This is a genomic window from Salipiger sp. H15 (assembly GCF_040409955.1).
Classification (GTDB): domain Bacteria; phylum Pseudomonadota; class Alphaproteobacteria; order Rhodobacterales; family Rhodobacteraceae; genus Salipiger.
In genome coordinates, this window is sequence record NZ_CP123384.1 from 1820461 (window position 1) to 1839672 (window position 19212).

General features: G+C 70.2%; 16 protein-coding genes and 2 tRNA genes. 11 read left to right on the forward strand and 7 right to left on the reverse strand.

The genetic code is table 11. The features are described 5' to 3' along the window. Nucleotides 1-73: 73 nt before the first annotated feature. Nucleotides 74-1432, forward strand: coding sequence for an FAD-binding oxidoreductase (locus PVT71_RS08925; RefSeq protein ID WP_353471438.1), 1359 nt, complete (start codon nt 74-76; stop codon nt 1430-1432). 240 nt (nt 1433-1672) lie between these two features. Here the strand turns inward: PVT71_RS08925 and PVT71_RS08930 are convergent. Further along, nucleotides 1673-1747, reverse strand: a tRNA-Phe gene (locus PVT71_RS08930). A gap of 160 nt (nt 1748-1907) precedes the next feature. Here PVT71_RS08930 and mnmH point away from each other — a divergent pair. Further along, on the forward strand, nt 1908-2954 hold the full coding sequence (gene mnmH, locus PVT71_RS08935; protein WP_353471439.1) for a tRNA 2-selenouridine(34) synthase MnmH: 1047 nt from the start codon (nt 1908-1910) through the stop codon (nt 2952-2954). Here the strand turns inward: mnmH and selD are convergent. The 3 genes from selD to PVT71_RS08950 form a co-directional block, all read right to left on the reverse strand. Continuing rightward, nucleotides 2936-5095, reverse strand: a complete 2160-nt coding sequence (selD, locus tag PVT71_RS08940; protein ID WP_353471440.1) for a selenide, water dikinase SelD — start codon at nt 5093-5095, stop codon at nt 2936-2938. The genes mnmH and selD overlap by 19 nt on opposite strands. Nucleotides 5096-5245: 150 nt before the next feature. Then, nucleotides 5246-6229: a glutathione S-transferase C-terminal domain-containing protein gene (locus PVT71_RS08945; RefSeq protein WP_353471441.1), complete on the reverse strand. Its 984-nt coding sequence runs from the start codon at nt 6227-6229 to the stop codon at nt 5246-5248. A gap of 4 nt (nt 6230-6233) precedes the next feature. Next, complete coding sequence (locus PVT71_RS08950) at nt 6234-7046, reverse strand: VOC family protein (RefSeq protein WP_353471442.1); 813 nt, start codon at nt 7044-7046, stop codon at nt 6234-6236. Nucleotides 7047-7190: 144 nt separating this feature from the next. Between PVT71_RS08950 and PVT71_RS08955 the strand changes: the two genes are divergently transcribed. Further along, nucleotides 7191-8090 (forward strand): LysR family transcriptional regulator, encoded by a 900-nt coding sequence (locus tag PVT71_RS08955; protein ID WP_353471443.1) that lies wholly within the window; start codon nt 7191-7193, stop codon nt 8088-8090. A 1-nt stretch (nt 8091) separates the two neighbouring features. Here the strand turns inward: PVT71_RS08955 and lipB are convergent, their stop codons facing one another. Next, on the reverse strand, nt 8092-8757 hold the full coding sequence (gene lipB / locus PVT71_RS08960; RefSeq protein ID WP_353471444.1) for a lipoyl(octanoyl) transferase LipB: 666 nt from the start codon (nt 8755-8757) through the stop codon (nt 8092-8094). 183 nt (nt 8758-8940) lie between these two features. Between lipB and PVT71_RS08965 the strand changes: the two genes are divergently transcribed. Together PVT71_RS08965 and PVT71_RS08970 are read left to right on the forward strand one after the other, a co-directional pair. Continuing rightward, nucleotides 8941-10605 (forward strand): peptidoglycan-binding domain-containing protein, encoded by a 1665-nt coding sequence (locus tag PVT71_RS08965; protein ID WP_353471445.1) that lies wholly within the window; start codon nt 8941-8943, stop codon nt 10603-10605. Nucleotides 10606-10762: 157 nt separating this feature from the next. Beyond that, nucleotides 10763-10849 (forward strand) — tRNA-Leu (locus PVT71_RS08970). Between the two features lie 136 nt (nt 10850-10985). Here the strand turns inward: PVT71_RS08970 and PVT71_RS08975 are convergent. Then, on the reverse strand, nt 10986-12146 hold the full coding sequence (locus tag PVT71_RS08975) for an ROK family transcriptional regulator (RefSeq protein ID WP_353471446.1): 1161 nt from the start codon (nt 12144-12146) through the stop codon (nt 10986-10988). Between the two features lie 131 nt (nt 12147-12277). Between PVT71_RS08975 and PVT71_RS08980 the strand changes: the two genes are divergently transcribed. The 6 genes from PVT71_RS08980 (at nt 12278) to PVT71_RS09005 (ending at nt 18312) form a co-directional block, all read left to right on the forward strand. Further along, nucleotides 12278-13507, forward strand: coding sequence for an extracellular solute-binding protein (locus PVT71_RS08980; RefSeq protein ID WP_353471447.1), 1230 nt, complete (start codon nt 12278-12280; stop codon nt 13505-13507). 66 nt (nt 13508-13573) lie between these two features. After that, nucleotides 13574-14458 carry a sugar ABC transporter permease gene (locus PVT71_RS08985; RefSeq protein WP_353471448.1) on the forward strand — a complete coding sequence of 295 codons (885 nt, stop codon included), beginning with the start codon at nt 13574-13576 and terminating at the stop codon, nt 14456-14458. Nucleotides 14459-14460: 2 nt separating this feature from the next. Continuing rightward, a complete protein-coding gene (locus PVT71_RS08990; RefSeq protein WP_353471449.1) occupies nt 14461-15297 on the forward strand; it encodes a carbohydrate ABC transporter permease in 837 nt (278 codons plus the stop codon). Further along, nucleotides 15294-16313: an aminotransferase gene (locus tag PVT71_RS08995; RefSeq protein WP_353471450.1), complete on the forward strand. Its 1020-nt coding sequence runs from the start codon at nt 15294-15296 to the stop codon at nt 16311-16313. The genes PVT71_RS08990 and PVT71_RS08995 overlap by 4 nt, the downstream gene beginning before the upstream one ends. Then, nucleotides 16313-17230 (forward strand): carbohydrate kinase family protein, encoded by a 918-nt coding sequence (locus PVT71_RS09000; protein ID WP_353471451.1) that lies wholly within the window; start codon nt 16313-16315, stop codon nt 17228-17230. Before PVT71_RS08995 ends, PVT71_RS09000 begins: the two co-directional genes overlap by 1 nt. Continuing rightward, on the forward strand, nt 17227-18312 hold the full coding sequence (locus PVT71_RS09005) for an ABC transporter ATP-binding protein (RefSeq protein ID WP_353471452.1): 1086 nt from the start codon (nt 17227-17229) through the stop codon (nt 18310-18312). Before PVT71_RS09000 ends, PVT71_RS09005 begins: the two co-directional genes overlap by 4 nt. On the opposite strand, the gene PVT71_RS09010 is transcribed toward PVT71_RS09005, so the two are convergent. Next, nucleotides 18296-19144 (reverse strand): MurR/RpiR family transcriptional regulator, encoded by an 849-nt coding sequence (locus PVT71_RS09010; RefSeq protein WP_353471453.1) that lies wholly within the window; start codon nt 19142-19144, stop codon nt 18296-18298. The genes PVT71_RS09005 and PVT71_RS09010 overlap by 17 nt on opposite strands. Nucleotides 19145-19212: the final 68 nt, after the last annotated feature.

Consider the following 19212-nt stretch of genomic DNA (forward strand, 5'->3'; position numbering starts at 1 on the left):
ATTTGAACGTCACCGAAGCGAGCGCGGGGGACCCCGGTCCGGCGCGCTCCGAGACACCGAAAAGATTTGCAAGATGACCTATGACATTCTCAAGTCCCGCCTGCGCGGGACGATGATCACCGTGTTCGACCCCGCCCATGCCGAGGCCTGCGACGCGCTCATCTGGAACGGTCGCAAGCCCGCCCGGATGGCCAAGGTGATCGTCCGCGCGGCCGATGCCCGGGACGTGCAGGAGGCGGTCCGCTACGCCGCCGCGAACGGCATGACCGTCTCGGCCCGGGGCGGCGGGCACCAGTTCACCGGCATCGCCGCCCGCGCCGACATGGTGATCGACCTCGGCGAGCTCGACACGCTGCGCATCGACGTCGCCGGGCGCAGCGCCCTCGTCGGACCGGCGGTGACCAACACGAGGCTCGCCTCCGCGCTCGAACGGCACGACCTCGGCTTTCCCGCCGGCCATTGCGGCGACGTGACCGTCAGCGGCTACCTTCTGGGCGGCGGGCTCGGCTGGAACTCGGGCAACTGGGGCATCGCCTGCCATTCCGTCCTGTCGGTCGAGGTGGTGATGGCCGACGGAACCCTGCTGACGGCGAGCGCCGAAGAGAACCCCGATATCTTCTGGGCGGTGCGTGGCGCCGGCCCGTCCTTCTTCGGCATCGTCACCGCCTACACGCTGCGGCTGCACGAGGCGCCCCGCGCGCCGACCTCCTGCGTCCGCCTCCATTCCGCCGATCAGGCCGAGGCGGTGGCCGCATGGGCCGAGCGCGCCGTCGCCCGCGCCCCGGCGCTGCTGGAGTTCGCCGTCAAGATCGGCGCGGGTCCAGAGGGCCCGGTGATCGCCGCCGTCGCCAATGTCTTCGCGGCAAGCGAGGTGGAGGCGGCGCAGGTGCTGGAGGAGTTCTTCCGCGATGCCCCCGAGGCGACGCTCGGCATCGTCGGGCCGATGCCGACGCCGATCGTGGCGCTCTACCAGATGACCGGGGAGTCGACGCCGAAGGGCGCGCGTTACGCCGTCGATTGCCTCTGGTCGGACGGCTGCTTCGAGGAGGCGCTCCTGCGCGCGGTGGCCTCCATAGCGGCGGCGCCCTCGGCCCTCAGCTTCGTGCTCGTGGCGCTGCGCTCGAACGCGCGGCCCATCCCGGCGGACGCAGCCTTCTCCCGCGCCGGGCGGGTCCTGACCACCTTTTACGGGATCTGGACCGACGAGGAGGCGGACGCGGAGAACCGCGACTGGCTCGGGGCTTCGATGCACCAGTTCAGCGGCGTCGCGACCGGGACCTATGTCGGCGAGTCCGAGCTCGAGCGCAGCGGCCTCGCGCTGCCCACCCTGTCAGAGGCCGCCCTGCGCCGGGTCGAGGAACTGCAGCACCGCTACGATCCCGCCGGGCTCTTCCGCATCGCGGATCCCATGGCGGCGCGCTCGGTCGCCTGACCCGCTGCCATTCGACAGGCTGACGTCGGCCGGTTCGATCGAATGCGACAGGGGCCGGCTCGACAACGAGCTGGCCCCGACACTGCGTCCCGGAGGAGCCGCGCGAAAGTCAGGACGGGGAGGGGGCTCGCGGCGCGCATGACGTAAGGACCCAGACAGGCACGCGCACGACCGGACGGACTTGTCCGACGCGCAAGGCGATCGCCTAAGTCACTGTCATCACTATCTTTTGGGAAGAAGTGGTGCCCGGGGGCGGAATTGAACCACCGACACGAGGATTTTCAATCCACTGCTCTACCCCTGAGCTACCCGGGCACGGGAGAAGGCATCGCCTTCGGGTGAGGCGGGATTTAGCGGAGCGGGCAGGGAGTGTCCAGAGGCTTTTGCGGAAAAAGTTTGCATGCCCTTGCGTCGCCCGAGATCGCGCTTTCTTCGCCGTCTCGGGCGCGGTACCAAATGCGCCATGCCACGCAAGATGACACAGCTTTCCGACTTCCTCCGCCATGGGTGCGACACCGTCATCGACGTGCGCAGCCCCGCGGAATTCGCCGAGGACCACGTGCCCGGCGCGATCAACCTGCCGGTTCTCGACAACGAGGAGCGGGCGCGGGTCGGCACCATCTACAAGCAGCAGTCGCCCTTCCTGGCGCGCAAGCTCGGCGCGGCGCTGGTGTTCCGCAATGCCGCCGCCCATATCGAGGGGCCGCTGGCGCATCACGAGGGCGGCTGGAAGCCGCTGGTCTACTGCTGGCGTGGCGGCCAGCGCTCGGGATCCTTCGCCTGGATGCTGCAGCAGATCGGTTGGCGGGCCGAGGCGGTGGAGGGCGGCTATCGCACCTACCGCAGGCTGGTGACCGCGGCGCTCTATGATGCCGAGCTGCCGTTCAAGCTGATCCAGTTCGGCGGGCACACCGGCACCGCCAAGACCGCGCTGCTGCCGCGTCTCGCGGCGCGCGGGGTGCAGGTGATCGACCTCGAGGGGCTGGCGCGGCACCGCGGCTCGCTGCTCGGCGACATGCCCGGCGGCCAGCCGAGCCAGAAGTGGTTCGAGACCGCGCTGGTGCAGGCGCTCGACGCGCTCGATCCCTCGCGCCCGGTGCTGGTCGAGGCCGAGAGCAGCAAGATCGGCCAGCTGCTGATTCCGCCCGCGATCTGGGAGGCGATGAAGGTTGCGCCCTGGGTCGAGGTCACCGCACCGCTGGACGCTCGCGCGGGCTACCTGAACGCCGCCTATGACGACATCCTCTCGGACGGCCCGGCGCTGAAGGAAAAGCTCTCGCCGCTGCGCTACCACCGCGGCCACGAGCTGGTGGAGCGCTGGAACGCGCTGATCGACGCGGGCGCGCGGCTCGAGCTCTGCGCCTCGCTGGCGGCGGACCATTATGACCCGGCCTACGCCAAGTCGATGCGGGCCATGTCGCCGCAGGTGATCGAGCGTTTCGAGACCTCGGCGCTGGACGAGGCCGCGCTCGACGCGCTGGCGGACCGCATGGCCGAACGGCTTCAGACGATCTCGATCTGACCGCGCCTGTCGGTGATCTGGCCGACGGCGACCGCCGGGAAACCCGCGGCGCGCAGTTCGGCGAGGGTCCTTTCGACGTCGCCCGGGATCGCCGCAAGCAGCCCGCCCGCGGTCTGCGGGTCGAACATCAGGTCGGGCCTCGGCCCCATCGGCTGGAAGGGCAGCGCGGCGCGGTTCTTGGGGTAGAGGGTCGAGGCATGGCCCGCCGCCGAGAGCGCCTCGGCCCCGGGCAGCAGCGGCACCTTCTCGACCTCGAGCCGCGCGCCGACCCCCGAGGCGGCGCAGATGTTCAGCAGGTGCCCGGCCAGCCCGAAACCCGTGACGTCGGTCATCGCGTTTGCGTGGCGCAGGACCCGCGCGGCGCTGCCCTGCGGCGTGGTCATGTGCCGGAGCGCGGCCGCGACCCACTCGCCCTTCGCCGCGCCGGCCATCTCGGCCGCCATGATGACGCCGGTGCCGATGGGTTTCGTCAGGATCAGCGTGTCGCCCGGTTTCGCGCCGCCAAGCGTGATCGGGGCCGCGTCGCAGAGCCCGGTGATCGTCAGCCCGATGCTCAGCTCGTCGCCCATGGCGGAATGGCCGCCGACCAGCTCCGCCCCCTCGGCGCGCAGGATCCCGGTGATCGCGCCGAGGCATTCGGTGAGCGTGCGCTCGGCCAGCGGCTCGGACATACGCGGCAGGGTGAGGCTGGCGACGGCCGCCTGCGGGGCGGCGCCCATCGCCCAGATGTCGCCAAGCGCGTGGATGCAGGTGATCCGCGCCATGACCTCGGGGTCCTCGACGAAGGCGCGCAGGTGATCGACGGTCATCACCTGCCGCGCGCCGCCCGTCAGCAGCAGCGCCGCGTCGTCGCCGGGCAGGGCGGTGACGTCGGCGCGGGCCGGCGCGGGCAGGGTCGAGAGCGCCGAGGCCAGCGCGTCGCGCCCGACCTTGGCGCCGCAGCCGCCGCACATCGGCTTGGTGCCGAGCGCCTCGGCCATGCCCGCCGCGTGGTGGCGCGGCAGGGGCGGCGGGCTCATCTGCGGCAGCTCGGTGAACTTGCGCATGAAGGTGCGGTCGATGTGGTCCTTCCAGCGCCACATGAGCGGACCCGAGAGCGCCAGCCCGGCCTTGTCGGCCAGCGCCGATTTGCGGCCCAGCGAGATCAACTTGAGATAGTCGCGCTGCGGGCGGTAGGGGCGCAGATCGGTCCGCCCCTCGAGCGCAGCGCGCAGGTTGTGCAGCAGGATGGGCGCCTCGCGCACGGCGAAGACCCCGGCCTTGGGGCGCGGGCTCTCGGCAAGATGCGCGCAGTCCCCGGCGGCGAAGATGGCGGGGTCCGAGCTCTGCAGCGTCGGGGAGACCGCGATGAAGCCTTCGTGCAGCTCCAGCCCGCTGCCCTCGAGCCAGTCCTGCGCCCGGGCCCCGGCGGCGCCGGTGACGAAGGCGGCTTCGATCTCGCGGCCATCCGCAAGGCGCAGGCCCTGCGCGGTGACCTCGGTGATCTCGGCCCCTTCGATGAGGGTGACCCCCTGCGCGGCGAGCGCGGCGCGCAGCTTGGCCGCAGCACCGGGGCGGAGGGCGGTCAGCGCCGTGCCGCGCTCGACGAGGTGCACCTGCGCCGGGCGGCCCCGGTCCCTGAGCGCGTAGGCCATGGCGCAGGCCAGCTCCGCCCCCGCGACGCCGCCGCCGATCACCGCCGCCGAGGCCGGGCCCGCGCCCTCGCGGTAGCGCGCCCAGGCCGAGGCGAAGGCGCCGAGCGGCTTGGCGGGCAGGGCGTGCTCGGCAAAGCCCGGCAGGTCGGGCATGGCCGAGGTCACGCCGATGTTCACCGAGGCGACGTCGAAGCCGATCGGCGCGCGCCCCTCGACGTTCACTTGCCGCCCCGCGCGGTCGAGGCCGGTCACCGTGCCGAGGATCACCCGCGCCCCGGCAAAGCGCGCGAGCCGCACGAGGTCGATGTCGAGCTCGTCGCGCGCGTAGTGCCCGGCGACGAAGCCGGGCAGCATGCCGGAATAGGGGGCGGTGGGGCCGGGATTGATCACCGTCAGGCGCGCGCCGGGCAGCGGGTTCATGCCCCACATGCGCAGCAGCAGGGCATGGGCATGGCCGCCTCCGACGAGGACGAGGTCGCGGGTGAGGGGCAGGCTGGGCGCGCGCATGGACATCTCCGGCTGGTCGGACCGGGGTGTAGCACGGCTTGACGGGAAAGGGGGAGGGGGCGCCGCCCCCTCTTGGCCTGCGGCCAATTCACCCCCGGCGTATTTTCAAAGAGAAGAAGGGAGGGGTTGGTAAAGGGGGGCGGCGCGCGTTCAGGAGAGCGCCGCCTGGGCGCGTGCGATCTCGGCCTCCAGCGCCGCGGGGCCAGCGGGGACGATGCGGGGCGGGTTGAGGGCCTTGATGCCGTAGTAGCCCGCCTTGATATGCGCGAGGTTCACCGTGCCGGCGATGCCGCCGGTGGTCAGCATCCGCAGCATGTGGGCCTGCAGGAAGGGATGGTCCTCAAGCCGCCGGATGTTGCACTTGAAGAGCCCGTGGTAGGCGGCGTCGAAGCGGATCGAGGTGACGAAGATGCGGATGTCGGTCTCGGTCATCTTCTCGCCGAAGTAGAAGGGGCGACCGTCCGAAAGCCGGGCCTCGAGCCGCGCCATCTCGTCGAAAAGCTGGGTGACCGCCTCGTCATAGGCCTCCTGCGTCGAGGCGAAGCCCGCCTTGTAGACGCCGTTGTTGTAGAGCCGGTAGATGCGGGCGTTCTCGGAGTCGATCTCGTCCAGCATCACGGCCGGCGCGAGGCGCAGCTGCGAGGGGGCGAGGCCCTCGAAGGCGCTGTCGAGCATGCGCAGGATGTCGGCGCTTTCGTTGTTGACCATGACGCCCTGCTGCATGTCCCAGAGCACCGGCACCGTGGCGCGGCCCGAGACATGCGGATCGGCGCGGGTGTAGAGCTCGTGCAGGTGCTGCGCGCCGTAGAGCGGATCCTCGTCCGCGCCCGGGAAGCCGCCGAAGCTCCAGCCCTGGTCGTCGAGCCGCGGGTTGACCACGGTGACCGGGATGATCTTCTCGAGCCCCTTGAGCGTGCGGGCGATCAGCGTGCGCGAGGCCCAGGGGCAGATGAGCGCGACGTAGAGCCGGTAGCGCCCGGCCTCGGCCTTGAAGCCGCCGGTCCCGGTGGGGCCGGCGCTGCCGTCGGGGGTGATCCAGTTGCGGAAGCTCGAGTCCTGCCGCACGAAGCGGCCCTTCTCGTCGGCCTTCTGCACCGGGTGCCAGTTGGCGGTCCATTTCCCGTCGATCAGCATGGTCTCAGTCCTTCCGCGTCAGGGTGAAGATGGTGCCCCAGGGGTCCACCAGCGGGGTCCCGGCCGGGGCGCGGCCGCGGATCGCGGCGATCTCGTCCGCCGTGCCGCGCAGCTCGATCTCGGTGAGGCCGGTGGCCGGGCCCTTGCGCGGGCCGGCGCCGCGGCTGTTCCAGATGTTCGAGGCGAGGTGGTGGTGATAGCCGCCCGAGCCGTAGAAGGTGGCGCCCGGGTAGTGGTTCGTCACCGCCATGCCGAGCGTCTCGGCGTAGAAGGCCTCGGCCGGGTCGAGCCGGCCGACCTGCAGGTGGACGTGGCCGACGACGGTGCCCTCGGGCGCGCCCTGCCAGGCGGCGGTGGCGCTGCCTGCGACGTCCTGCAGGTCGAGGTGGTTGGTGGCCATCTCGATCTCGCCGTTTCTGTGGGTCCAGGTCTCGCGCGGGCGGTCGATGTAGATCTCGATGCCGTTGCCTTCGGGGTCGGCGAGGTAGAGCGCCTCGCTCACGAGGTGGTCCGAGGCGCCCTGAAGCGGGATGCGGGTCTCGGCGGCGTGGCGCAGCCAGGCGCCGAGATCGGCGCGCGCGGGCAGCAGGAAGGCGGTATGGAAGAGCCCGGCCTCGCGCGGGGAATGGCGCGGCGCCGCCCTGTCCTGGCGCAGCGCGATGAGGCTGCGGTCCCCGGCGCCGAAACGGGCCTCGGTGCCGTCGTCCGACAGCTTCTCGAGGCCAAGCGCGGATTGGTAGAAGTCGCCGACCTTCGCAAGGTCGTTCACGGTCAGGCTCACCTGGCCGATGTCGAGCGGGGCGTCACTGGTTGCCATGATGTCTCTCCGTCTGCGGTCCCCGCGGGGCGGGGAAAGGGGGTGGCCGCTTTCGCTGCCGTTGCGGGGAATATGCGGGCTGGTCTTTCGGAAAGAAATGGCGAGGATGTGGTAACACTATCCACGCAGCGTTCGGAATTGCCCATGGACCTCGTCGACCAGATCCGCGCCTTTGTCGCCACCGCGCAGACCGGCTCCTTCACCGCCGCCGCCGAGCGCATGGGGGTGTCGAACCGGCTGACCTCGAAATACGTGGCCGAACTCGAGGCCAAGCTCGGCACGCGGCTGCTGCAGCGCACCACGCGGCGCGTCGGGCTGACCCCGGCGGGGGAGAAGCTGCTGGCGCGGGCGCCGGCCTGGCTCGAGGAACTCGAGGACCTGCTCGGCACGGTCGAGGACGAGTCGCGCGGCTTTTCCGGCGTGCTGCGGGTGGCGGCGCCGGTGACCTTCGGCGAGATCTACGCCGCCGACCTGCTCAGCCGTTTCGCGGCGGCGCATCCGGATCTCACGGTGGAGTTGCGCCTGTCCGACGCCTACACCGACCTTGCGCTCGAGGGCATCGACCTTGCCTTCCGCATCGGGCGGCTGACCGACAACACGCTCAAGGCGCGGCGGCTCTGCCGGTTCGGGATGCGGCTGGTGGCCTCGCCGGGCTACATCGCGGCGCATGGCACGCCGGAAACGCCCGAGGCGCTGGGCGCCCATGCCTGCATCCACGACACCAACCAGCGCAGCGCGCAGCGCTGGCGCTTCGGCCCGGAGGAGGCGGTGCGCGAGGTGCAGGTGCGGGCGCGCCTGCTGGTCAACAGCGCCCGCGTCGCCCGCGACCTGGCAATGGCGGGGCAGGGCATCGCCTATTGCCCGGAATTCGTGGTGACCGGCGATCTCGAGGCCGGGCGGCTGGTCGAGGTGCTGGCCGATGTCGAGAAGCCGCAGCACGACCTCAACGCCGTCTACCTCGAGGGGGCGATGCTGCCGCGCAAGGTGCGCGCGCTGGTGGATTTCGCCGCCGAGGACGTGAAGACCCGGCTGCTGGGGCGCTGAGTCAGATCTCTTCGGACAGGGCGCCGAAGGTCAGATCGAAACTGCGGCGCAGGGCGACGTCGAGGTCGTCCATGGTGACCGGCAGGCCGAGATCGACCAGCGAGGTCACGCCGTACTCGGTGATGCCGCAGGGCACGATGCCGTCGAAATGGCCGAGCTCGGGCTCGACGTTGATCGAGATGCCGTGGAAGCTCACCCACTTGCGCAGGCGGATGCCGATGGCGGCGATCTTGTCCTCGGTCACGCGCCCGTCGGCGAGGCGCGGCTTGTCGGGGCGCTCGACCCAGACGCCGACGCGGCCGTCGCGGATGTGGCCGGTGATGTTGAACTCTGCCAGCGCCGCGATCACCCAGGCCTCGAGATCCTGCACGAAGCGGCGCACGTCGTGGCCGCGCCTGCCGACGTCCAGCATGACGTAGACCACGCGCTGTCCGGGGCCGTGGTAGGTGTACTGCCCGCCGCGCTTGGTCTCGAAGACCGGGAAGCGGTCCGGGTCGCGCAGATCCTCGACCTTGGCCGAGGTGCCGGCGGTGTAGAGCGGCGGGTGCTCGACCAGCCAGACAAGCTCGTCCGCCTCGCCGGCGGCGATCGCCGCGGCGCGGTCTTCCATGAAGGCAACCGCCTCGTCGTAGCCGGTCAGCCCGTCTGTCGTGATCCATTCAACCATGCCCGATCCGATAGGGTCTAACGCTTGACAGGTCAATACGCCGGGGCGGACACTCCGAGGCGCATTCATTTCCACGTCCTTTCCGATTGCGGCGTTTCAATTCTGAAACCCGGGAATTCGCCAATCCGAATAAATTGGAGGAAATTCAGTATGAAGCGAAATTATATTGTCAGCCTGATTTGCATGAGTCTCGCGGCGGCCCCGATTCCGGCGCTTGCGGACAATGCCTTCGTCGGGGGGCTGGTCGGCGGCTTCATCGGCAGCGCCATCGCCAACCAGCCAAGAAAACAGGTCGTCACGCGCAAATACGTGGCGCCGAGCCGGAGCACGGCGAGCCAGGGCACGGGGGTTTCCTCGGCGACGCGGGAAATGAACCGAAGCACGCAGACCGCGCTCAATTATTTCGGCTTCGACGCCGGAACGCCGGACGGGATCATGGGTGGCCGTTCGCGCTCGGCAATTTCCGCCTACCAGGCGCATATGGGATATCCGCCCACCGGGCAATTGACCGAATACGAACGCGATTTTCTCGTCAGCTCCTATCGGCGGGCGCAGGCCGGGGGACCGGCCACGGCGCAGATGATCGCGTCGAACCCGCAGGGCGTGCGCGGGCTGCTCACCTCCTTCCGCGACGGGCAGGTGACCGGCCCGGAGCAGCCGTCCGCGAGCGCGATCGCCGGGCATTACGGGCTGCCGGAGGTGGTGGCAGAGGCGGTGAACGAGATCGCCCGAAGCTCGGATCCGTCGGCGGAGCAGCTGGTGCAGCGCTCGGGCTTCATCCAGCTTTCGGACATCAATGGCGACGGGCAGACCGACTACATCCTCGACACATCGGTCACCGGCTCGGCCTTCTGGTGCAACGCGCAGAGCTGCGCGGTGCGGGTCTTCGCCTCGACCCCCGACGGCTACGAACGCAACGATTTCCAGGCCTTCAACGTGACCCCGGCGATGTTCACCTGCCAGCGCGGTGCCTGCGCCAAGACCGGCGCGCCGCAGCCGCAGATGGCCTTCGTGCCGGTCCAGCCGTCCCAGCCCCAGTCTCCCGAGCCGCAGACGCAGATGGCCTCCGTGGCGACACCCGTGCCGACGGCGCAGCCGGTCGTGCAGGGCGCGGGAGCCCCGGCCGCCCCGGCGATTCCGAACTTCTTCGGCGAGGCCCCCGCCCAGGCCTCGCTGCAGTCGCAGTGCAACACGCTCGGCCTCATGACGACCACCAACGGCGGCTACATCACCGAGTCGACGATGACCGATCCCTCGGCAGCGCTGGCCGAGCAGCTCTGCCTCGCGCGCAGCTATGCCATCGCGCAGGGCGAGGCGCTGATGGCCAAGGTGCCGGGCGCGACCCCGGCGCAGATCACCGACCAGTGCGGCGGCTTCGGATCGCTGCTGAGCGAGCAGGTGGCGGCGATCTCGGTCAAGCCGCGTGACGAGGTGCTCTCGGACGTGAACGGCTTCATCCTCGCCTCGGGGATGCAGCCGGCGCAGCTCGAGAAGACCGCGCAGATCTGCCTCGCCGCCGGGTACAAGAGCGATGACCTCGACGCCGCGCTCGGCTCGGCGCTGCTGCTCGTCGCGCTGGGGCAGGCGCCCTACGCGGAACTCGTGGGGCACCACCTGAGCCAGGGCTTCGGCGCGGCGCAGCGGGCGGATCTCTCGCTTGCCTGGTACGGGCAGGCGCTCGACGCGCTCGAGGCCGGGGCGCAGCCGGTGTTCTCGCCGGGAATGCCCGAGCGCGCGGGGCTGCTGCGCAAGGCGTCGATGCTGCTGGGCGGCGCGGCACCCGCCGCATCGGCCCCGGTGGTCACCCAGGCGGGGGCGCAGATTCCGACCTTCACCCTCAGCAAGTGAGGGGGAGCAGGGCTTTCCACGGCAGGGCCGGGGGTGTTCTTCCGGCCCTCGGCGAAGTTGCCGTAAGGTCGTGCAAACTTTTCGCAGAAAGGTTCAATTTTCCTCTTCACATCCCCCGCGGGCTTCGGTAGAGACCGCTTCACCAAGTCAAGACAGTGCGGTCGTGGCGGAATTGGTAGACGCGCAGCGTTGAGGTCGCTGTGGGGTAACTCCCGTGGAAGTTCGAGTCTTCTCGACCGCACCATTTATCTTCAAAAAGCCCCGTGATTTCACGGGGCTTTTTGATTTTTAGGCCTCGGATTTTCAGGCTTCCCGGGGACCCGGGCTTGCGCGTGGCGCGACCTTTGGGCGCCCCCTGTAGAGCAGGGCGGGACGCCCGTTCAGGACTTCAGCAGCGCCGCGTATTTCGGATCGAAGTTCCGCGCGATGGGCTCGGCGGCGGCGCCCATGGCGACGACCCAGGGGTCGGCATGGCCGACCAGCAGCGGCGCGTTGGCCTCGGCGGCGAGGCGCTCGAGCAGGCTGCGCGGGGCGGTGCCGCAGAGGATGATCGCCTGAGGGGCAAGCACGAGGCCGAGCATCCGCGCCACCCAGCCGAGCCGACCGGCGGCGGTCGCGATCCAGCGGTCGAGATCCGGGCCCCCGGCGGCAAGGACCTTCTCGATCTCGTCGCACATGCGCCCATCGTCGAGCGGCACGCCGAAGCGCTCGCAGAACCCCGCCAGCGCCACCTCGTGTTCGAGAAGCCCGTCGTCCGAGGGGGAGAGGGGGATCATGCCGATCTCGCCCGCGTCGCCGTGGCGCCCGCCGTAGAGCTCGCCCTGCAGGATCAGGCCCGCGCCAAGCCCGTAGCCGAGGTATAGGCAGACCGCGTCGCGCAGGCCGTGGGCGCGGCCGGTCAGCTTCTCGGCGATGGCGGCGGCGGCGGCGTCGTTCTGCAGCGCGACGTCGAGCCCGGTGACCGCGCCGAGATGCGCGGTGAGGTCGACATCGCGCCAATGTGCCATGGTGTAATCGTCGCGGGGGGTGGCACCGCCCGGGCCGAACGGGCCGGGCATGGCAATCCCGAGCCCGACGATGCGCTCGCGCGCGCCGGGGGTGGTCGCTGCCAGCGCCTCGGTGGTCCGCTCGAGCAGGGCCTCGAGCGCGCCGAGGCCCGCGACGGGATCGCGGCTGCTGAGCGGCGCGTCGCAGCGGAGCACCACGGCGCCCTTGAGGTTCATCACCACCGTGCGCGCGACGCTCCGGTCGATCTGCAGGCCGATCGACAGCGCCCCCATCGGCGCGAGGTCATAGGGGGTCGCGGGCTTGCCGCGCCCCTCGGGAACGGGCTGTCCGGGCACCAGCAGCCCGCCCGCCTCCAGCTCCTCGACGATGTTCGACAGGGTCTGCTTGGCGAGTCGCGTCGCGCGCGCCAGCGACGCCCGGCTGAGCGGGCCGTTGACACGGATCGCGTCGATCACCGCCCGGCGGTTGTGCGCCGCGGCGGCGCCGAGGCCCGAGCCAAGCACTGCGCGAATGGGGTTCTGGGTGTCCGTCATAGAAACATATTGACAGCTCGGAGGTGGCTCGACAATCATTTAGTCCACCAACTGGACTAAAAACAAGAACAGGTCCGGAAGGCGAGTGTCCGGTATCCGCAGCCGTGGGTGCCCCAGCAGGAGAGACTGAAATGAACACGACCCTGAAGGCGGCGCTTCTGACCGCCACCGCGCTCACCGGCACCGCCGCGTGGGCCGAGACCGAGCTCAACGCCCTGTTCATGGCCCAGGCGGCCTACAGCGAGGATGACATCCGGGCGATGACCGCCTCCTTCGAGGAGGCCAATCCCGACGTGAAGGTGAACCTCGAATTCGTCCCCTACGAGGGCCTGCACGACAAGACCGTGCTCTCGATGGGCTCGGGCGGCGGCTACGACGTCGTTCTCTTCGACGTGATCTGGCCCGCCGAATACGCGCAGAACGGCGTGCTCGTCGACGTGACCGGCAAGATCACCGACGAGATGAAGTCGGGCATCCTGCCGGGCGCCTGGACCACCGTCGACTACGAGGGCGCCTCCTATGGCATGCCGTGGATTCTCGACACGAAATACCTCTTCTTCAACAAGGAGATGCTGTCCAAGGCGGGCATCGACACGCCGCCCGCGACCTGGGCCGATCTGACCGCGGCGGCGCAGAAGATCAAGGACGCGGGCATCGTCGAGTACCCGATCGCCTGGAGCTGGGCGCAGGCCGAGGCCGCGGTCTGCGACTACACCACGCTGCTCTCTGCCTTCGGCGGCGAATTCATCAAGGACGGCGCGCCGGCCTTCCAGAGCGGCGGCGGTCTCGAGGCGCTGGACTACATGGCGGCGAGCATGGAGGCCGGGCTCACCAACCCCAACTCCAAGGAATTCCTCGAGGAGGACGTGCGCGCGGTGTTCCAGAATGGCGACGCGGCCTTCGCGCTGAACTGGACCTACATGTACAACCTCGCCAACGCCTCGGACGAAAGCTCGGTCAAGGGCAAGGTCGGTGTCGTGGCCGCGCCCGGCGTCGAGGGCGTCTCCGAGCACAGCGCCGTCAACGGCTCGATGGGGCTCGGCATCACCGCGACCTCGCAGCACCCCGACGAGGCCTGGAACTACATCGTCCACATGACCTCGCAGCCGGTGCAGAACGCCTACGCGCGGCTCAGCCTGCCGATCTGGGCGTCGTCCTACACCGACCCCGAGGTCACCGCGGGCCAGGAAGAGCTGATCAAGGCGGCGGGCGAGGGCCTTGCCGTGATGTATCCGCGCCCGATGACCGCGAAGTACCAGGAGATGTCCATGGCGCTGCAGCAGGGCATCCAGGAGGCGCTGCTCGGGATGGCCACGCCGCAGGAGGCGCTGGAAGCCGCGGCCGAGAACAGCGGGCTCTGATCCCCGGGGCGGGGCGCGCCTGCGCCCCGCCACCTTTCGACTGTCCCCAACAACCGCCGGGTCCCGATGTTCACAGACCGCCTCACCTTCCGGGCGTGGCTGCTCATGCTGCCGCTGGTGGCCGTCATGGTCGCCGTCGTCGGCTGGCCGCTGGTCGACACGCTGCGCCTGTCCTTCACCGACGCCCGCCTCGTGGGCACCGGCGGCGAGGGCGTCGGGCTCGAGAATTACGCCAGGATGCTGGGCAGCCGGAACTTCCGCAGCGCGCTCTGGGCGACGCTGACCTTCTCGGTCTGGTCGGTCGGCGCGGAACTGGTGCTGGGGGTGCTGGTCGGCCTGCTGCTGAACCAGCGCTTCTACGGGCGCACGCTGCTGCGCGCGCTGATGATCCTGCCCTGGGCGCTGCCGACGGTGGTGAACGCGACGCTTTGGCGGCTGATCTACAACCCCGAATACGGCGCGCTGAACGCCGCGCTGACGCAGCTCGGCCTGATCGACGCCTACCAGAGCTGGCTCGGCCAGCCCGGCACGGCGATGACCGCGCTGATCGTCGCCGACGTGTGGAAGAACTTCCCGCTGGTGGCGCTGATCTCGCTGGCCGCGCTGCAGGCGGTGCCGCGCGACATCCAGGCGGCGGCGGTGTCGGACGGGGCCAATGCCTGGCGGCGCTTCCGCCACGTGACGCTGCCCTACCTCGTCGGCCCGCTGATGGTGGCACTGGTGCTGCGGACCATCGAGGCCTTCAAGGTCTTCGACCTGATCTGGATCATGACCCGCGGCGGCCCGGCCAATTCCACGCGCTCGCTGTCGCTGCTGGTCTACCAGGAGGCCTTCGCCTTCCAGCGCGCGGGCTCGGGCGCGTCGCTCGCGCTGATCATCACGCTGATCATCACCGTCCTCGCGATCGGCTACCTCGCGCTGATGCGCCGCGCCGCGGGGCAGGGGAGCTGACCATGGACCACCGCTCGCCGCTCTTCACCGTCTTCATCCACGCCGCGGCGCTTCTCGTCGCGCTCGCGGTGCTGGCGCCGCTGGCCTGGCTCTTCGTCATGAGCGTCTCGTCCAACGCGGACCTCTCGGCCAAGCCGCTGCACTGGTGGCCCGAGACTTTCGATCTCTCGCGCTACCGCCAGCTGCTGAGCGTCGAGACCGGCGCGGCCTTCCTCGCCGCGCTGCGCAACAGCATCGTGGTCGCCGGCATGGCGACGCTGGCGGCGCTGAGCGTGGGGGTCCCGGCGGGCTGGATCGCCTCGCGCAAGCCGCAGCTGGGCTGGACGCTCGGCGCGGTCATCGCCACCTACATGCTGCCGCCGGTGGCGCTTTCGGTGCCGCTCTACATGATCCTCGCGCGCTTCGGCCTTCTCAACAACGTCTTCGGCCTCGCGCTGGTCTACCTGAGCATCCTCGCGCCCTTCGTCACCTGGCTGCTGAAGGCGGGCTTCGATCCGATCCCGCGCGACCTCGAGAGCGCGGCGGCGATCGACGGCGCCCGGCTCGACCAGCTCCTGCGCATCGTGATCATGCCGCTCGCCCTGCCGGTCGTCGCGACGGCGCTCATCTTCGCCTTCCTGCTCGCGTGGGACGAGTTCTTCTACGCACTGCTCTTCACGTCCAACCAGGACGCCAAGACGCTCTCGGTCGCCATCGCCGACCTCGCGGGCGGGCGGGTGTCCGACTACGGGCTGATCGCCGCCGCCGGGGTGATTGCCGCCCTGCCTCCCGTGGCCGTCGGCCTTCTCATGCAACGCGCCCTGATCTCGGGGCTGACCAATGGAGGTGTCAAGGGATGACACAGCTCGCAACGCCGCTCGAAAAGCTCCAGCCGCTCTACGACGAGATGGCGCGGCAGATGCACGACAGCCGCGCGTCCATCGCCGGCAACGCCGACCGCGCCGCCGAGATCGCCGCGGCGATCCGGACCGACGGGCAGCTGGTGCTGCTGGGCATGGGCGGCTCGCACGCGGTGGGCCGGATGCTCGAGCCCTGCTACCGCGCGCTCGGCATCGACGCCGTGGCGCTGCCGCTGTCCGAGCAGCTCGACAAGCCGCTGCGCCTGGCCGGCCGCACGGTGATCGTGACCTCGCAATCGGGCGAGAGCGCCGAGGTCCTGCGCTGGTTCCGCGACGGGCTGAACCCGGCGCACACCTTCGGCCTGACCATGGAGCCGGGCTCGTCCCTCGCCGGGCTCGCGCCCTGCCTGATCGGCGCGGGGGGCTCCGAGAAGCCCTTTGCCGCCACCCGCTCGCTCACCGTGACGTTGTCGCTGCACGCCGCCGTGCTGGCCGAGCTCGGCGCCGACCTTGCCGCGGTGCTCGAGGTGATCGACGGCGCCTCGGTCGCGGATGTCTCGGCGGCGATCGAGCATCTCTCCGGAACCCGCTGCCTCGTCACGTCGGGCCGCATGGCGCAGGGGGTGGCCGAGGCCATCGCGCTCGGGCTGACCGAGCTGTCGCGGCTGCCCTGCTTCAGCCTCGAGGGCGGCCAGCTGCGCCATGGCCCGGTGGAGATGCTGGCCGAGGACGTGGGGGTCATCATGTTCCGCGACGCGGATCCCTCGTCGCGCCTTGTCACCAGCCTTGCCGAGTTCGTGCTGACGAGCAGCCCCTCGCCGGTGGTGATCTTCGACGCCTCCGGCCTGCCGCCGGTCGAAGGCGCGCTCACCGTCCCCTGCCAGGCCGCCGCCGGGCTCGCCGGGGCCTTCTCGATGCTGCCCTCGGCGCAGCGCTTCATGGTCGATTTCGCGGCCTCGCGGATGCCCGATGCCGGCACGCCGCTGCGCTGCACGAAGGTGACGAAGGTCGAATGATGTCCCGCCCGCTCGCCACCGTCGGCAACGTCAACGTCGATCTCATCCTCGGGCCGCTCGCGCCCTGGCCGCAACCGGGGACCGAGGTGCTCTGCGCGCAGGATGAAACCCGCGTCGGCGGCGCCGCGGGAAATGCCGCGCTGGCCTGGCAGGCGCTGGGGGTGCCCTTCCAGATCGCCGCGACCACCGGTGACGACCATTACGGCGACTGGCTGCGGGCCGGGTTCGCGGACCTCTCGGCGGGCTGGCCGCGCACCGCGGGGCACACCACGATCTCGGTCGGGGTGACCCATCCTGACGGCGAGCGCACCTTCCTGACCACCGCCGGACACCTTCCCGACTTCTGCTGGGAGGATGTCGAGGCCCAGATCGACTGGCAGGCCCTCGCGGGGGGCTACCTGCTGCTCTGCGGCTGCTTCCTGTCGCCGCGCCTGTCGGCGGCCTACGACCGCCTCTTCGAGCGCGCCGAGGCGCGGGGCATCACGGTGGCGCTGGACACCGGCTGGCCGCTGCAGGGCTGGACCGAGGAGACCCGGGCGCAGACCCTGCGCTGGATCGCACGCTCGGGCGTGGTGCTGCTGAACGAGATCGAGGCGACCAGCGTCACCGGCTGCGCCGAGGTCGGGGCGGCGCTGGCCGAGCTGTCGCGGCGGATGCCCGAGGGCGGCACCGCCGTGATCAAGCGCGGCCCGCTCGGGGCGGTGGCACGCCATGCCGGGCAGGACCACGCCGCCGCCGCGCCGCAGGTCGACGTCATCGACACCATCGGCGCAGGCGACACGTTCAACGCGGCCTTCCTCGCCGCGCTCGCGGAAGGCGTGCGGCTCGGCCCGGCGCTGGCACGGGCCGTGGACTGCGCATCGCGGGCGGTGTCCACCCAGCCGCGACAGTTCACGCCGGAAGGGGTCTTTGCATGAGCACGCTCGAGATCCGCAACATCACCAAGAGCTTCGGCACGGTCCAGACGCTCAAGGGCATCGACCTGACGCTCGAGGAGGGGGAATTCCTCGTGCTGCTCGGCGCCTCGGGCTGCGGCAAGTCCACGCTGCTGAGCATGATCTCGGGGCTTTCCGAGCCGACCTCGGGCGAGGTGGTGCTGAACGGGCGGGCGCTGAACGGCGTGCATCCCAAGGACCGCGACATCGCCATGGTGTTCCAGAGCTACGCGCTTTACCCCAACCTGAGCGTGGCGCGGAACATCGGCTTCGGGCTCGAGATGCGCGGGACGGCAAAGGCCGAACGGGAGGCGGCGGTCGCCGAGGCCGCGCGGATGCTCAAGATCGACCACCTGCTCGAGCGCAAGCCCGGCGACCTCTCGGGCGGGCAGCGCCAGCGGGTCGCCATCGGCCGGGCGCTGGTGCGCAAGCCGCAGCTCTTCCTGTTCGACGAGCCTCTCTCCAACCTCGACGCGAAGCTGCGCATGGAGATGCGCAGCGAGCTGAAGCGCCTGCACCAGATGCTCGGGGTGACGGTGGTCTACGTGACCCACGACCAGATCGAGGCGATGACGCTGGCCACCCGGATCGCGGTGATGCAGGGCGGACGGATCGAGCAGCTGGGCACGCCCGAGGACATCTACAACCGCCCGGCCACCCGTTTCGTCGCCGAGTTCATGGGCGCGCCGCCGATGAATCTGCTCGCCGCCGCGCCGGTCGCGGGCGGGCTGCAGATCGAGGGCACGGGGCAGGTGCTGCCCTGCACCCCCCGCGGCGCCGCGCTGGTCGGCATCCGCCCCGAGGCGCTGAAGCTCGCGCCGATGGACGGCGCGCTGAGCCTTGCCGGCACCGTGGACCTGATCGAGCTGACCGGCCCCGAGAAGATCGTCTCGGTGGCGCTCGGCGGGCGCAGCGTCACGATGACAGTCCCCGCCGAGACGCCGATCGCGCTGGGGCAGGCGGTGACGCTCTACGCAGACATGAGCCGCCTGTCGGTCTTCGATGCGGAAAGCGGGGCGCGGATCGAGCTTCCCGGCCTCGCCGCCGCTATTCGGACAGGTTGAGTTCCTCGTTGATCGCGTCCAGCGTCGCGATGCGCTGGGTGACCGCGTCGGCATTCTGCCCGAGGTAGGAGAGGGCGAGCAGCCGCAGCATCGAGATCATCGTCGCGTGGGTCGGCACGATGCCGTAGCTCGCGGTGTGGCAGGGCAGGACGCAGTCCGAGAACCGCCCGGCTTGGGCCGCGTAGGCGTGATCGGTGATGGTGATGATCCGCATCCGCGTCGTGCGGGCGTGGTTCAGCAGCACCGGCAGCAGGCGGGGGCGGGGCTCGAAGGTCAGCAGGATCAGCGCGTCGCGCGGCCCGGTCATCGACAGTTCCGACGCCCAGTCCTGGCCCGAGCCCTCGATCTGGTGCACCCCGTGCCGCAGCCGCGTGAACATCGTGCGGCCGAGCCGCGCGATGCCGTATTCATCGCCGAACCCGAGGAACCAGACGCGCGGGGCGTTCTTGAGGATGCCCGCGATCTCGGGCAGCAGGTCGGCGCGGATCTCCTCGAAGGTGCGGGTCAGGTTGCGCTGCTCGAGATCGAGGTGCTCGGACAGCGTGCGCCCGAGCGAGCCCGTTTCGGGCATCGCGTCGAATCGCACGAAAGGCTCGCGGCTGTTGCGCTCCTCGCGGGCCTGGATGCGCACCTCCTCGAAGTCGGCATATCCCAAACTGCGGAAAAAACGGGCGGTCGTCGCTTTCGAGACCCCCGCCAGCGCGGCCAGTTCCGTCGCCTTGTGCGTTTCCACAAGTCCTTGATTCTCGATGAGAACGGTTGCGATCTTCTGCTCGCTCGACGTCAGGCGGGAGTATTTCTCCTGGATGCGGAGGATCAGTCTGGACGCCATGCCTAATGCTTTTCCCTTGACGAGTGAAACTCAGGTTTCAAAACAATGAAACACTGAAACGGTAAGGG

Coding starts and splice junctions, on each gene's coding strand:
- PVT71_RS08925 (WP_353471438.1), top strand. CDS start 74: ATGACCTATGACATTCTCAAGTCCCGCCTGCGCGGGACGATGATCACC.
- mnmH (WP_353471439.1), top strand. CDS start 1,908: ATGACACAGCTTTCCGACTTCCTCCGCCATGGGTGCGACACCGTCATC.
- selD (WP_353471440.1), bottom strand. CDS start 5,095: ATGCGCGCGCCCAGCCTGCCCCTCACCCGCGACCTCGTCCTCGTCGGA.
- PVT71_RS08945 (WP_353471441.1), bottom strand. CDS start 6,229: ATGCTGATCGACGGGAAATGGACCGCCAACTGGCACCCGGTGCAGAAG.
- PVT71_RS08950 (WP_353471442.1), bottom strand. CDS start 7,046: ATGGCAACCAGTGACGCCCCGCTCGACATCGGCCAGGTGAGCCTGACC.
- PVT71_RS08955 (WP_353471443.1), top strand. CDS start 7,191: ATGGACCTCGTCGACCAGATCCGCGCCTTTGTCGCCACCGCGCAGACC.
- lipB (WP_353471444.1), bottom strand. CDS start 8,757: ATGGTTGAATGGATCACGACAGACGGGCTGACCGGCTACGACGAGGCG.
- PVT71_RS08965 (WP_353471445.1), top strand. CDS start 8,941: ATGAGTCTCGCGGCGGCCCCGATTCCGGCGCTTGCGGACAATGCCTTC.
- PVT71_RS08975 (WP_353471446.1), bottom strand. CDS start 12,146: ATGACGGACACCCAGAACCCCATTCGCGCAGTGCTTGGCTCGGGCCTC.
- PVT71_RS08980 (WP_353471447.1), top strand. CDS start 12,278: ATGAACACGACCCTGAAGGCGGCGCTTCTGACCGCCACCGCGCTCACC.
- PVT71_RS08985 (WP_353471448.1), top strand. CDS start 13,574: ATGTTCACAGACCGCCTCACCTTCCGGGCGTGGCTGCTCATGCTGCCG.
- PVT71_RS08990 (WP_353471449.1), top strand. CDS start 14,461: ATGGACCACCGCTCGCCGCTCTTCACCGTCTTCATCCACGCCGCGGCG.
- PVT71_RS08995 (WP_353471450.1), top strand. CDS start 15,294: ATGACACAGCTCGCAACGCCGCTCGAAAAGCTCCAGCCGCTCTACGAC.
- PVT71_RS09000 (WP_353471451.1), top strand. CDS start 16,313: ATGTCCCGCCCGCTCGCCACCGTCGGCAACGTCAACGTCGATCTCATC.
- PVT71_RS09005 (WP_353471452.1), top strand. CDS start 17,227: ATGAGCACGCTCGAGATCCGCAACATCACCAAGAGCTTCGGCACGGTC.
- PVT71_RS09010 (WP_353471453.1), bottom strand. CDS start 19,144: ATGGCGTCCAGACTGATCCTCCGCATCCAGGAGAAATACTCCCGCCTG.